At 55.2% G+C, this 12,910-nt stretch carries 14 protein-coding genes and 1 pseudogene; 9 read left to right on the top strand and 6 right to left on the bottom strand.

What is annotated here, in order from left to right; translation table 11 throughout:
• Positions 1 to 296 (top strand): LPXTG cell wall anchor domain-containing protein (locus FEAC_RS14005; RefSeq protein WP_052566580.1); only part of this gene is annotated, 296 nt, incomplete at its 5' end.
• A 1,028-nt stretch (positions 297 to 1,324) separates the two neighbouring features.
• On the opposite strand, the gene FEAC_RS14000 is transcribed toward FEAC_RS14005, so the two are convergent.
• Positions 1,325 to 1,705 carry a hypothetical protein gene (locus FEAC_RS14000; RefSeq protein ID WP_035391853.1) on the bottom strand — a complete coding sequence of 127 codons (381 nt, stop codon included), beginning with the start codon at positions 1,703 to 1,705 and terminating at the stop codon, positions 1,325 to 1,327.
• 66 nt (positions 1,706 to 1,771) lie between these two features.
• Complete coding sequence (locus FEAC_RS13995; RefSeq protein ID WP_052566579.1) at positions 1,772 to 3,085, bottom strand: transposase; 1,314 nt, start codon at positions 3,083 to 3,085, stop codon at positions 1,772 to 1,774.
• A 296-nt stretch (positions 3,086 to 3,381) separates the two neighbouring features.
• Between FEAC_RS13995 and FEAC_RS15365 the strand changes: the two genes are divergently transcribed.
• The 4 genes from FEAC_RS15365 to istB are packed head-to-tail and all read left to right on the top strand — an operon-like array spanning position 3,382 to position 5,638.
• Positions 3,382 to 3,708, top strand: coding sequence for a hypothetical protein (locus tag FEAC_RS15365; protein ID WP_052566578.1), 327 nt, complete (start codon positions 3,382 to 3,384; stop codon positions 3,706 to 3,708).
• 25 nt (positions 3,709 to 3,733) lie between these two features.
• Positions 3,734 to 4,528 carry an IS21 family transposase gene (istA, locus tag FEAC_RS13985; RefSeq protein ID WP_052566577.1) on the top strand — a complete coding sequence of 265 codons (795 nt, stop codon included), beginning with the start codon at positions 3,734 to 3,736 and terminating at the stop codon, positions 4,526 to 4,528.
• Positions 4,464 to 4,892 (top strand): hypothetical protein, encoded by a 429-nt coding sequence (locus tag FEAC_RS13980; RefSeq protein WP_052566576.1) that lies wholly within the window; start codon positions 4,464 to 4,466, stop codon positions 4,890 to 4,892. The genes istA and FEAC_RS13980 overlap by 65 nt, the downstream gene beginning before the upstream one ends.
• Positions 4,889 to 5,638, top strand: coding sequence for an IS21-like element helper ATPase IstB (gene istB / locus FEAC_RS13975; RefSeq protein WP_052566575.1), 750 nt, complete (start codon positions 4,889 to 4,891; stop codon positions 5,636 to 5,638). The genes FEAC_RS13980 and istB overlap by 4 nt, the downstream gene beginning before the upstream one ends.
• Positions 5,639 to 6,289: 651 nt before the next feature.
• Here the strand turns inward: istB and FEAC_RS13965 are convergent.
• The 4 genes from FEAC_RS13965 to FEAC_RS13950 form a co-directional block, all read right to left on the bottom strand.
• Positions 6,290 to 7,453: a hypothetical protein gene (locus FEAC_RS13965; RefSeq protein ID WP_035389200.1), complete on the bottom strand. Its 1,164-nt coding sequence runs from the start codon at positions 7,451 to 7,453 to the stop codon at positions 6,290 to 6,292.
• 51 nt (positions 7,454 to 7,504) lie between these two features.
• Entirely contained in the window at positions 7,505 to 8,131 is a 627-nt protein-coding gene (locus FEAC_RS13960) for an IS607 family transposase (protein ID WP_035389202.1), read from the bottom strand.
• Between the two features lie 302 nt (positions 8,132 to 8,433).
• Positions 8,434 to 8,910: an RDD family protein gene (locus FEAC_RS13955; RefSeq protein WP_035389204.1), complete on the bottom strand. Its 477-nt coding sequence runs from the start codon at positions 8,908 to 8,910 to the stop codon at positions 8,434 to 8,436.
• Positions 8,907 to 10,124: an MFS transporter gene (locus FEAC_RS13950; protein WP_052566574.1), complete on the bottom strand. Its 1,218-nt coding sequence runs from the start codon at positions 10,122 to 10,124 to the stop codon at positions 8,907 to 8,909. The genes FEAC_RS13955 and FEAC_RS13950 overlap by 4 nt, the downstream gene beginning before the upstream one ends.
• Positions 10,125 to 10,193: 69 nt before the next feature.
• On the opposite strand from FEAC_RS13950, the gene FEAC_RS13945 reads away from it, so the two are divergent.
• The 4 genes and pseudogenes from FEAC_RS13945 to FEAC_RS13930 all read left to right on the top strand — a co-directional run.
• Positions 10,194 to 10,676, top strand: coding sequence for an inorganic diphosphatase (locus tag FEAC_RS13945; protein WP_035389205.1), 483 nt, complete (start codon positions 10,194 to 10,196; stop codon positions 10,674 to 10,676).
• Positions 10,676 to 10,999, top strand: coding sequence for a NifU family protein (locus FEAC_RS13940; protein ID WP_081901065.1), 324 nt, complete (start codon positions 10,676 to 10,678; stop codon positions 10,997 to 10,999). Before FEAC_RS13945 ends, FEAC_RS13940 begins: the two co-directional genes overlap by 1 nt.
• Positions 11,000 to 11,002: 3 nt before the next feature.
• A complete protein-coding gene (locus FEAC_RS13935) occupies positions 11,003 to 11,737 on the top strand; it encodes an enoyl-CoA hydratase/isomerase family protein (protein WP_052566573.1) in 735 nt (244 codons plus the stop codon).
• Between the two features lie 694 nt (positions 11,738 to 12,431).
• A pseudogene (locus tag FEAC_RS13930) lies at positions 12,432 to 12,910 on the top strand (hypothetical protein); the annotation flags it as partial.

Below are 12,910 nucleotides of genomic sequence, written 5' to 3'. Positions count from 1 at the left end.
GCCACAATTCAGTACTGGCAATCAACGGGGCCACAGACAAGGTGGTCCATACCATTGCAGTGCCAGCATCCGACGGGGGTGGTATCGCGATTGATCCCACCACCGACACTGTGTATCTCACTGGGGTAGACGGTCTATCCACCGTTGCCTTCGCGTCTAGGAGTAGCAACACTGGCTCGTCTAATCTTCTATGGGTAGCTGGAGGAGTTATGGTGATCGTTGTCGTCAGTGGTGGAGCAGCGTTTAAGCGTCGTCGGGCAGCCGAGCTGCGGGAAGCACATGACAGCGGGTTGTGATATCTCTTCTGTGCCACCGTTACTGAGCTGGATCTGTTCTTCGTTCTACCATCGTTTCGATGGTCGGCGAGGCCCATCGGTAGGAGGGTCGTGGGGTGTTATCCAAATCTATTCATGCAGTCAAAGGTGGTCTCCTTCAAGCACCAGTGTGTCCATGTGTCGCCGATTGCCCCTTGATCAAACCTCTTCGCTGCAATTGCTACGCATAACCGAGGATTCAATGCTGGTGTTGGGGGAGAAACTCGAGACATCAATAATCATTGCACGAGTCGTGTCCCTTTCATAATGTTCCGATTGAACTCCCATTTTAACTGAGCAAACCATCGCAACGATGGCCTTTATGAGCGACGATCGCCCAAGAACATTGCCTGCCTGCTGGGACTGCCCTCACAGCCGGCCGAAACGGTTACTTCGAGATGCGCGCGAACATACCAGGACGATAGCACCCACGAGAACACAACAGAGGTCTTGGAGTACTCTGCGTTCCAATTCTCAAGTCCAGGCCGATTCCCCACGGCATATCAACTGCCAAATAGGAAACCGTGGCGCCCTGACTCCAAACTTTTTCCCGCCTCTCTCTGTTGTTCATGCCTGAGGAGCATCGCCAATCCCAGCACGAAAGCACTACTGCCTATCCGACTTTCTATTCCTTTCAAATCGGTTCCATTCGGGGCGGCTCGATGGGTGGCGGTACTTCGACTTTGTAAATGGTCGGTGAACCCGTGGCATGAATTTCAGTCCGGATGAAAGCAGGACTGAACACGTAGCGCTACAAAGTGGTTACTGCTAGTCGTTCTAGTGAGGCGAGTGTGCGAGGAAATCTAAACCAGTTTCACTGGTTGGAGGCAAACCAGGTGCGAGCTGAAGAAGGTTGAAGACAAAATCGCGTACGCGGTTCATCGGGAGTACCTGGTTGGCCTTGTGGGTCGAGTCCTGGGACGGCTTTCCGACAGCGAGGAAGGCTCTTCACTGGTCGATTGGTGGTGCGGGGATCGATACAGAAGTAGATGAAGCATTGAGCGAGGAGCTCAGCGAGCCGTAGCACCGGCTTTGATGTACGGCTTGTCATTCTTGAGTAGCATCAACATGGTGCCTTCACTCTTGTTGAGTGCTGAGAGATTTTCGGTCACAGATACGTAGGTAGCAGCCGGATTAGACGGGTCGCTATAGACGTCGCCGGAGATAGTACTACCGCGATAGTTCTTACTGTTGACTACAATACCAACGGTCTCGTCTACATGTAACGAAGTGGGAGAAGCACCAGCGGTGTGGTACGCAGCATCCACCGCTACTTGAGGCGAGAGCGGGGCTGAACTCGTCTTGGCGCTTGTTGTGCTAGTGCTTCCACAGGCTGCTAGAACTAGCGGAAGGACTGCTATTGCTGTTACTGGTAGGACAATACGACGCATAGAAATTACTTCTTTCCACTAGATCGTTAAAGGCAATGTAAGCCCGAATTGTATCGTGACAAAGAGCTACAGCTGCTTTAAGCTCGTGATTGGCTTAGCCGATGCCGGTGCGTTTACCGTGAACTTCACTCCGTAGTTGCTGTACTGCTGCTGTACGCGGATAATAACAAAATGATACTTGACTGACGACCCTTTGACTGGGGCAAACGTGGCAGCAAACACACCGTTTACGTCAGCAATCCGGTTGGTGCTTTTCGTGGTCTCGATGGTTAGCTTGGCGTTGCCGGGCGCGTGGTGTGCAGACAGTACCGCGCCCAACGAAGACGATAACACGCCTTTGGATTTAGCCATAGCCGGAATCAGCTTCGTATACGGTGCTGTTGCTGTGTAGACGTTAACGGCTTGCCCTCCAACTATTGATGAACCGTCAGCCGTGATCTTTGCAGAGCCTACGAGAGCCGTGAGCAAGCCCGACTGTGGGCTTTTGATTGCTGTTGGCGTAATTTGGTTTGATGCCATGCTGTCAATGTTGTTGGCATAAGTCTGCAACGATATCACTTTCCAGCCTGACGTTACGCTAAGGCCACTGCCGTGAATACCACCGGCATTGATGTACAGCTTGTCATTCTTGAGTAGCATCAACATGCTGCCTTCACTCTTGTAAGACACCTTGAGACGTTCTAACTCTTTCAATGTCGCATCTGATTGGTACCCAGAATCAAAGCGGATGGTGATCTTGCCTGTCGACCCGATGCGTCGACACCTAGCGATGAGCTCTTGAACAAAGCGCTTGGTTCCCCTCTGGGTATTGGCTGAACCCTTTCGCATTCGACAATGCAGTACCTCACCAGTATCGGAGCGAACGGCCAAGAGTGGGTGATAGCCGAGCTTCTTGGTATAGCCATAGGCTGCTCCCTGCTTGTGATACCCAGATACCTCACAGATCGTAGAGTCGATGTCGATCACTAGGGGATCGTCTCCCGGGGCCATTCCAAGGGACCAAGCCTTTGCGAGTTCTGCCTCGATCACCTCATCTAATTGGCGAACGTGACCAAAGGTAAAGGAACGTAGGTAGGTACCAAGGGTAGAGGGAGCTACTACCCGAAAGGGAAGCACCTTCGAAGATGCCCCGGCTCTCAACATATCTATATGGTCGATATGCGAGGCACCCGCCACCATCGCATGAATGAGGGTCAATGACTTACTCGCCGGATTGGCCCCACCCACTCGACCAGTGAGATCTACCTTGTCGGCGATTACATCGGCCAAGCCAAGCTTGGAAGCAAGGGTGGAGACTAGAAGGAGTCCGGCATTGGCGACCAGATTCTCATCGTCAAAGGCAACCTCGATACCGTCTGGCGTGTGATAGAATTGCTTCACAGAAAGTGTTCTCCTTGGTTGGTCGTTTGGGATGCTTCTATACACCTATTCTACCAGCTCAGGGGGCACTTTCTTCTGTTTTGGGGGACCAATTCGCAGAGTTGGTCGGTGCTTCTAGGCTTAGACCTGGCCTTGCCTTGCAAGTGAGAGAGGTCTTCGATGATGATTTCTCATGTGGAAACGCTTGACTAATCTGGCCCCACCACGCTTGACTAATCTGGCCCCACCCTCAACACCACGGTTCGTAGGCTTGAAGCATGCGAATTGTTTCAAGAAGTCAGAAAAGGATGTTGAGAGTGGAGCTCTATCAGAGTATCAGGAATGCTGTTAGTAAAGAGGGTCTGTCGATTCGGGCGACAGCCAAGGAGTTCAAAGTCCATCGGCGAGAGGTGCGCCGGGCACTTGCCAGCGCTATCCCACCAGAGCGCAAGACGACTATCAAGATGCGTCCAAAACTTGGACCCTACGAGTCGACGATACGTGCGTGGTTAACAGAGGACCTAAAGGTCCCAAAGAAGCAGCGACACACCGCAACGAGGATCTGGCAGCGGCTCGTCGATGAGTGCGGCGCCGATGTCTCGGTGTCTGCGGTGCGGGTGATGGTGCGCGAACTTAGAAGCTGAGATCATCGAGCCAGCAGCCACCGCGATGATACCCCAGGTGCACGTGCCCGGCAGAACCGCCGAGGTTGACTTCGGTGACGTCTGGGTGATTGTCAGTGGTGAGAAGCTCAGAGCCAAGATGTTCGCTATGCGCCTCTCGTCCTCAGCGAAGGCCTTCCACCAGATCTACATGGGAGAGTCCCAGGAATGCTTCCTAGACGGTCACGAGAAGGCCTTTGAGGCCTTTGGTGGGATACCAGCCGAGATCCGCTATGACAATCTCACCTCCGCGGTTACCAAGGTACTCATTGGCAGGGACCGTATGGAGAACGAGCGCTTCACCGCCTTTCGTTCCCACTATGGCTTTGGCGCCTCCTATTGCACCCCAGGCATCAAGGGTGCCCATGAGAAGGGAGGCATTGAGGGTGAGGTTAAGCGGGCCAGGCGCCGCTACATGGTTCCCATGCCAAAGGGCGCAACCTTGGCTGAGATCAACGACAAGCTCCACCAGCGCGTAGACGCCGATGATGCCAGCAGACATGTCGCGTATCGCAAAGAGACGGTCGAGGCTGCGTTCTTAGAGGAGCGTAAGGCCCTCAAGCCACTTGTGGCAGAGTCCTTTGGCTCAGCAAAGATCCTCTTTGCCAAGGTCGATGCCAAGTCCAGGGTATGCGTGAGACAGGCGTTCTACTCGGTTCCGGTCTCGCTCATTGGCAGAAGCGTCCAGATAGCCCTCTCGGCCAATGAGGTGAGCATCTCCTATCCGTGTCAAGCAGGTGGCCAATCATGGACGTCTCACCCATCGAGGAGACTCTATTCTCGTACTGGATCATTACCTTGAGGCCTTCTCAAGAAAGCCTGGAGCGTTCCCTCGGTCGGTACCCCTTGACCAGGCGAAGAAGAGCGGTGCCTTCAGTAGGGACCACGAGGCCTTCCTTGCTGGGGCTACCCGGCTCTATGGAGAGAGCAAGGGTATCTCCGAAATGGTTGGCGTGCTCCTACTTGCGAGGAGATTGTCCAAAGCGGCTATCGCTGCTGGGTTGGCAAGGGCGCTCACGATGAACTCCTTTCGAGCTGACTTCGTCGAGATTGCGGCACGGTCCTCGCTTGAGTCAACCCCTATGCCTCTAGACGATGTCCCCGAGGTTATCTCACCAACGGTCGATCTTGCTCGCTATGACGCACTGCTTGAGGCCCGTCCATGACCGATACCCAAGATCTCGTCCTCATCGACCAAGGAGCCATGGAGCTGCGGCTACCGGGCATTCGAGCCCACTACGTTGAATACCTCGAGGCCGCTAGGCGCGAGAACTGGAGTCATGCCCACCTCCTGGCCGAATTGCTCAGTGTCGAGATATCGCTTCGCGATACCAGACGATCGGCGCGTCTCTTGGCTGAGGCAAAGGTTCCTCGCACCAAGCTCTTGGCACAGTTCGACCTTGGCTCCTCGGCGATGAGCCAAGACACCCTTGCTTGGCTTGCCCGTGGCGACTTCGTAGCCAGCGCTACCTCAGTCGTACTTATCGGTGGACCGGGAACAGGAAAGACTCATCTCCTCATTGGAACCCTCATCGCTCTCGTGGGCCTTGGTAAACGGGTGCGCTACGTCAATGCGAGTGCCCTGGTCAACGAGTTAGCTGAGGCGGAGGACGAGAGGAGGCTGAGCCGGCTGCTTGAACGTTATGGACGCTATGACGTACTAGCAATCGATGAACTCGGTTACCTCCATCTAGACCGTCGCGGAGCAGAGCTTCTCTTTCAGGTGATCACCGATCGGGAGGAGTCCTCCTCGCTCATGGTAGCTACGAATCTCCCCTTTGGGGAGTGGGCCAGTATCTTCACCGATGCTCGTTTGGCAGCAGCTGTGGTTGACCGTATCACCTACCGATCCAAGATCATCGAGACAGGTATCGAGTCCTACCGATTGAGGTCGACTACCAATGCAACCTGAACCACTGGAACACTCCGCGAGGTCGGGACCGACAAACCCCGTGCGTTACGATAGCGTTACGATATGAGTGTTATCGCCTGTGCCTGGTGTGGCCTTCCCTTCGAATCCTCTGGCCGAGGCAAGTTTCACTCGAATAGCTGTCGCCAGACGGCCTATCGGGCTCGCCAGAGTTCGGGTACTCCAAGCTCTGAGCCCAGTGCCCGACGCATTGAGATCGTGTATGAGTGTCCGCGCTGTGAGAGCCGCTACCTCGGCATTCGCAGATGTCCGGATTGCAATGTGTTCTGCGCTCGGATTGGACCCGGCGGGATGTGTCCACACTGTGACGAACCGGTCGCCGTCGGAGACCTTGAGAGCTGACGTACCTGGTGTGCTCGACGCATGCACGCCATTTGGGTCCTCCCATGCTTGAAGGCATGTCAGGCCTTGTTGGCTTCCGACAGAGACCGAATGGTTCTCGGTGTAGCAGCGACTGATGACACTCTGTGAACTCTCATCGTGTCGGGCACGAACGCAAAGCATTCTTGCCTGAACCTGCGTAGTAGGTAGAGGAGGCGAACCGTAGGACCCTCCTCGGGGTTAGGAGTCTTCACCAAAGCCAAGACGGTTCATAACTCCCTCCTTCGCGTGTGAACTCAGGGACCAAGCAGGTTATGATGCACGGGTGAGGGTGGGGCCAAATACCTCAACTGCACTGGGGCCAAATAGGTCGATTGTTTTCACTCTTGGACGTTGTGATGGAAGTTGGGGGACTCGCTTCTTGGCTCTGGTCCGATTCCCCCCTCCATAGACCACTTCTTTGATTGCAGCACCAGAGATCGTCTGTAGTTGTGCCTTTGCACGTCTGAGACGAGCCTGCTGTTTCTTTGTACCCAGGTTGTTTCGTGCGATGTGCTTGGTTCGCCTAGAACCAGCGTCTCTCTTTGATAGCGCGTGAAGTCTGTTCCTTGCCTTGCCGGTCTTGTTCCGGCGCTCGGTCATAGACCTAAGCGCTGGGCCATATTCGCTGCCATGATGGCCCCCAGAGTCATCAGTACAGACCTCGGTGATCCCCCAGTCAAGGGCTACAGCTGGGCCGGTAGCCTTGGGTAGGCGTGCAACGTCGTAGCTGACGTGGACAAAGGCCCGCTGGTGTTCTTCATCGAGTACAACCCTGATGTTTCCCGACACCCGAGAGATCCCAGACAGCGGTAGCGAGATACGCTTATTGCGGGTTGAGCTAATGACTTTGACGTAACGTCTGGTTTTGCCTGTTCGAGTCTCATTGTCGACCACCGAGTACAAGCTAGAGTCCAAAGACATAGAGCGAGACTTGATAACGGTTGGCCAGCTACTACCGAGTGAATCGCGGATGACACGGTGTAGGTACGAGGCTATCTTCGCTCTCGTTTCTAGAGAGATAGCCACCGTAGAGATCTCTGGTACGCCACCACCCATGATCTTCCCAATGGCCGAGTACCGTGCTAGACATGCGTAGGCATAATGCCTCTCGTCTTCGTCTGTGAAGCGTCTCCATGTCTTTGCTTTGATGTCAGCACGAGCGAAGCAGGACTCGATATGGCGAACGCAGGTATCCACGGCATCGAAGGCGGCTTGGTCTATTAGATGGACGTTGATGCCCGCTGGGTATAGCCCTCGTGCCTTGGCGTAGTCACGGAAGCTCTTGCTTCGATCTAGTAGCTTCCACAGGCTAGCTTGGCGCAGATGAGCTACGAAGACGCTCTTTGCGTCGCTATAGTGCCCGACTACCGAGCACAGCTCGTCGTACTTGCCCCTGTTGAGTGGCAACGTGGCCAGGCGTACTGTGCGCTTCATAGGAATCTAACCATAGGATGAGGCTCTGACATCGAAGGCTCTGACATCGGGTCATGGACTTACCTCTTTGGCTATCTCTTGGAGCCGTTCCATAACCTGTTTGTTCTTATCGCTTCTGGAGCCGTATAGCCTGGCCGAGAATACGGTCACGATCTCGATAACATCATTGGCTAGATCCTCTTCAAAGGTTGAGTCCTCGCTGGCGTTGATAATGATTACCTCAACGCCGAAATGCTCACAGAGGGAGAAAACAAGCTCTGATCCTAAACGAAGCAGCCTCTCCTTATGACTGAGCACTAGCCGACCAACCTCACCTGAACAGATGCGGTTAATGAGTTGTCGCAATCCACGCTTTTGATAATTGAGACCAGAGCCAACATCGGTAAGAATTTCATACGTCCACCCGTTTGCAGCACAATAGCTTTCTAACAGAGCCACCTGGCGAACCAGGTCGTCTTTTTGACCGTTGGTTGACACGCGGGCATAGGCGATGGTGGTCCTGGTGGATGGAGCCTTATGAGGTGCAATAGCGCGAAGCTTTGAGAGGTCATAGCGCCTTCTGCCTCCTTGGGTGCGCATAGGAGGATCAATACGCCCTTCAGCTTCCCATCTTCGCAGTGTCATAGGGTGGACCCCAAGCTCCTGTGCTGCTACTCCAATAGGCACTAACCTTGTCATGTAGACATTATAGTCAACTATGCTGAAAAGTGCTTAGCTTAGAGGTAGCAGTAGCGTGCCCGATAGACTCTTTACGGTCAGGTTTTATTAAACCAGTTGAGCTATGGCCCACACCGTCGAGATGAAAGGAACTAAATCAGCATCTCACTCGACAACGATCTCAATCACGACAACGATCTCAATCACGACAACGATCTCAATCAAGCAGCCGATCTTCACCAAGACCCCCGGCACTCATAGGAACACGCTACCCTACCGCCTCAACCATGAAGAGATAAGGCTACTTTTCTATCGCCCGATTTTCAACTTTGCTCGTGGGTATTGAGGGTGACCGACTCGCGAACCACAAGCGTGTGGGCAACACGATCCTGCAGCGTCCGTCGCTGGGGATCGAAGAGGGCCAGAAGATAGCCTAGGAATATTACCAGCATAGACACAAAGGCGACCACGAGTCGAACCAGTACAGTGCCGGGGTCGAGTTGATGTCCTCCCACCGCAACTACACGGATATGAGCTGCCCTCGCACCGAGTGTCTGCCCACTCGAGCGTGTGCGCATGAGCACAAAGTAAGCAACGATTAAGACAAGATTGACGATATAGACAACCGTGCCCATCTCAAAGCGCACAACTGAAAAGATCGGGTTCTCAAGCCCACCCATGCCACCAAGGAGTAGCTGCAATACCAAGCTTCCAAAGAAAACGACGAACGCATCGAAGACAAACGCCTCGATCCGACGACCGACTGAGGCCAGGTTCGCAGCTCCCATAGAATCACTCACTTTTGTCGCTCCTTCTCGGTGTTTGAATCTTCATGCGCTATCTCGGCTACCCAACGTCGTTCCCGAAGCCCCAGAATTCCCCAGACTACGAGCCCCAAAGTCCCAGCGAGGGTACCTGCAATCGTAACGTCTGGCCAGCCGCCGATCCCATAGAGCACCGAGGCCAAACTCGACCCGATAACTCCACCTACAAAATAGAAGACCATGTACACCATCGTGATCCGACCCTGAGCACCGGGGGCGAGTCTATAGATCAGGCTCTGATTCGACAGATGCGCCCCTTGAATCCCGGCATCGAGTGTCGCTGTCAATACGATGAACAAAATCAACGAGTCGTGTGTTAGGTAGAGGGCCAGGTAGGAAAGAGCTATCAGGACAAAAGAAACGACGGTAGTAAAGGCTGTGTGTCCACGGTCTGCGAGAGCGCCAACCGCTCGCGCTGCAAGCACACCCGCCAAGCCAGCAAAGCCGAAGAGACCAATCAACCCAGAGCTGAGGTGATACGGGTGAGCAGAGAGTGCAAACGCCATCGTGGTCCAGAAGATGGAGAACGCTCCAAAACTCAACATGCCAAGGAAGGAGCGCAACCGCAAGATTGGCTCGTCACGTAGTAGCATCGCGCCATCCCGCCACATCTCAACGAGGGTGAGGGGGTGTTTAGCCGACTCCGCTGGAAGTCGCATCCAAACAATGGCGGCCAGCAACACTGATATAGCAGCGGCAACGATGAAGACGCTGTGGTAACCAAGCAGATCCGACATCGCACCGGAGTAGGTGCGTGCAAGGACGATGCCGGCTAACAAACCGGCCATCACCTTGGCGATCTCGGAGGAACGTATCTCCGCTGGCGCAGCAGCAGCGACATAAGTGACCGCGAACTGGGCTACAACCGAGAAGATACCCACCCCGAGCAACGAAACCCCGAATGAGATCGTGCCAGTTACCAGCCCGGCACCTAGATCGAAGAGGCCAGCGAGCAACAACGAAAGTACGATCAGCCAGCGGCGATCGTAGCGGTCTCCAAGCGGAAGTAGTACGCCGAGCCCGACCACAAAGCCAGCTTGGGTGACGGTGACAAGGAAACCCGCGTTCCCGCCAGATAGGTGTAGCGACACCGAGACGACATGCAGCAGCGGCTGCAGGTAGTACGTGTTCGCAGCACCGACACCAGCAACAATCGCGAGCAGCAATGTTGGTAAGCGTTTGGTAGCCATAGAGTCGTTTACCTACCAGCCTATCAGGGCAGGTAAACTAGTAGGGTACCTCGACCAAGGAGTTAGACCATGGACCCGATCACAGCAGTCATTGAGATCCCACGTGGATCGAAGAACAAGTATGAAGTCGATCACGAGACTGGCGCCGTCTGGCTCGATCGCACCCTCTTTACGCCGATGGGCTACCCACTCGACTATGGCTTCATCGACGAGACCCTCGGCGAGGATGGCGACCCTCTCGATATCCTACTTCTCGTCGAAGTTCCGACCTTTCCGGGATGCCACGTCAAGGTTCGCCCGGTGGCATGCTTTGTCATGTCCGATGAGAATGGGCGCGACGTGAAGATCCTCGGCGTCCCCGCCAAGGACGTCCGTTATGATCGCTACCAGAAGCTTGACGACATCCCAAAGCATCTACAGGACGAGGTTGAGCACTTCTTCGCTCACTACAAGGACCTCGAGCCCGGCAAGTCAGTCACCATTGAGGGCTGGCGAGATCTCGGCCAAGCAAACGATGAGATCGCTACCTCTGTAAAAAGGTATCAGCACTGATGAGTAACACAGACCAAGAGCGACGTGCCCAACTCGAGGCGCTGCTCGCCAAGCTCCGGCCGGCGGTGCAGGCAGATGGTGGCGATCTCTACCTCGCATCTGTCGACACCGACAGCGGAGAGGTCGTCGTCGGCCTCTCTGGCGCCTGCTCGAGCTGCGCGATCTCGACAACGACGGTTAAGCTCGGAGTCGAGCGCATCCTAAAGGCGAAGCTCCCCTGGGTTACCAGCGTCGAAGGAGATCTCGACACCTCGATGGACTTCGAGGAGAGCGCAAGCCTCGGCACCGGCGCTTACGTGCCTATCTCGATTCGCAAGAACTAACCCGTGGGAGTTATAGAACGATCCAACCACGAGGCGACCGCAGTCCTCGCGATCAACCGAGTCGAGAAGAAGAACGCGCTTAGACTCGAGGATTTTGACGAGCTTGCGGATGCGTTGGTCGTCGCTGACCACGATGACTCCGTCCGTGTGATCGTGCTAACCGGGACAGCCGATAGCTTCTCGGCTGGTGCAGACCTGAAGGCACTCGCCAGCTACGAGCGCAACCCACTGGGCCATCTCGCCAGAATCCACCACTGTGCACGAACGCTCGCTACCGTCGCCAAGCCGACGATCGCGGCGGTAAACGGTGTCGCCGTTGGGGCCGGCCTCAATCTGGCACTCGCCTGCGACCTAGCAATAGCTGGGCGTTCAACCATGGTCAGTGAGATCTTCTTAGACCGTGGTCTTACACTCGACTATGGTGGTTCAGCACTCCTAGTCCAACGTATAGGGCTCCATCGAGCCAAGGAGCTCGCCTTCTTCGCATCTCGACTCGTCGGCGAAGAGCTTCTCACCTGGGGATTAGTAAACGCCGTCGTCGATGACGACCAAGTGCTGCCAACCGTCCTCGAATGGGCTGATCGCCTAAGCGAACGCTCGCCAACCGCCTTAGCCCTCACCAAGTCGCTGCTGAATCGAGCCGCAGCCTCGCTCACCCAGGCTATCGATCTAGAGGTCATTGCACAGGTTGCTGCCCTGTCGGACCCGAGCATAGGCTCGACCCTGACCAACTTCTAGCACGAGGTTCCCGAGTTGGCAGTGGAGGAGTTTGACCCGATCACGAAGTCCGTAGCCCAGATACGATTTCTGCAACCCTATCAGGTCACCAAGTGGTATCTATGTCCAGGCTGCAACAGCGAGATCACTCCAGGAACCGGGCACTTTGTGGTGGTACCAGTCGACAACGTCGAACTCCGGCGGCATTGGCACCGCCGATGCCTGGAGTGGGAGAACCGACACCGGTCCAGATAACTTTGCGTCACCCTCTCCGACCTTACGGACCGGGCTTCCCGAGTTGCTTATGCATCTTTAGGGGCGGTGGCACGCTTCACTGGGTCGCTGTGCCTTGTTAGGCGCAACGTGCGATTGGAGCTGTTAGGTCGGGACCCGAAATAATCAATTAAATTGCGTCAGGTTACCGACGTTGAATAACAAACGATCAAGTTGGATGAGATTTTGGAATAATCCGACGTAACTATTCAGGTCACCACCGAGAGTCGGTCGGGTGAAGCTGCGAGGGAAGTGTTTCTCGGTCGCTAGGGCGAAGCGGTTCAAGGGTTCGTAGCGCGTCTCGGACAGCAGCTTCGTTGTGTCTCTGTCCGAGGAACGTCCAAGGTGCAGTCGGGCGCTGGTTGCATACGTTCTAGCGGATGCCGGTAGTGAAGGCTCCCCCGGCTGGACACACGCTAGAAAGTCCTGTAGCTTTGGTGCTGTGAACCAGATCGGGCAACCATCCAGCGAGAGTATCGTCACCGAGAGCGTGGCGGCAAACAGTAGGCAGGCATCGAAGAGCGCAGACGGTTCTCTTTACCGCTATGTTGGCCGGGAGTTCACCGAGGTGGAGATGGAGATAGTGCGCACCCTCTGTTTGGACCCGGCGTATCCTACCCGGGCATCAATCTCGCGGGCGCTCTGTCGATCCCTTGGGTGGACAAAGCCAGACGGTGGGTTAAAGGATATGTCAGCGAGGGTCGCACTCGCCAAGATGGCGGCTGACGGACTTATTACCCTACCTGCACCCACAGGGCCACAGCCAGTTCCTAGGAGGCACCTGGAGGCAACGATCGAAGAGGGCCCTATGCTGGCCTGCTCGCTTGGCGAGCTCGACTCTGTCTCACTTGTTAAGGTCGATACCCGCTCTGACTCCGCAACATGGAATGAGCTCATCGGACGCTTCCATTATCTCGGCTA

This window comes from Ferrimicrobium acidiphilum DSM 19497 (genome assembly GCF_000949255.1).
GTDB lineage: Bacteria > Actinomycetota > Acidimicrobiia > Acidimicrobiales > Acidimicrobiaceae > Ferrimicrobium > Ferrimicrobium acidiphilum.
This window is presented reverse-complemented; position numbering and strand designations above follow the sequence as displayed.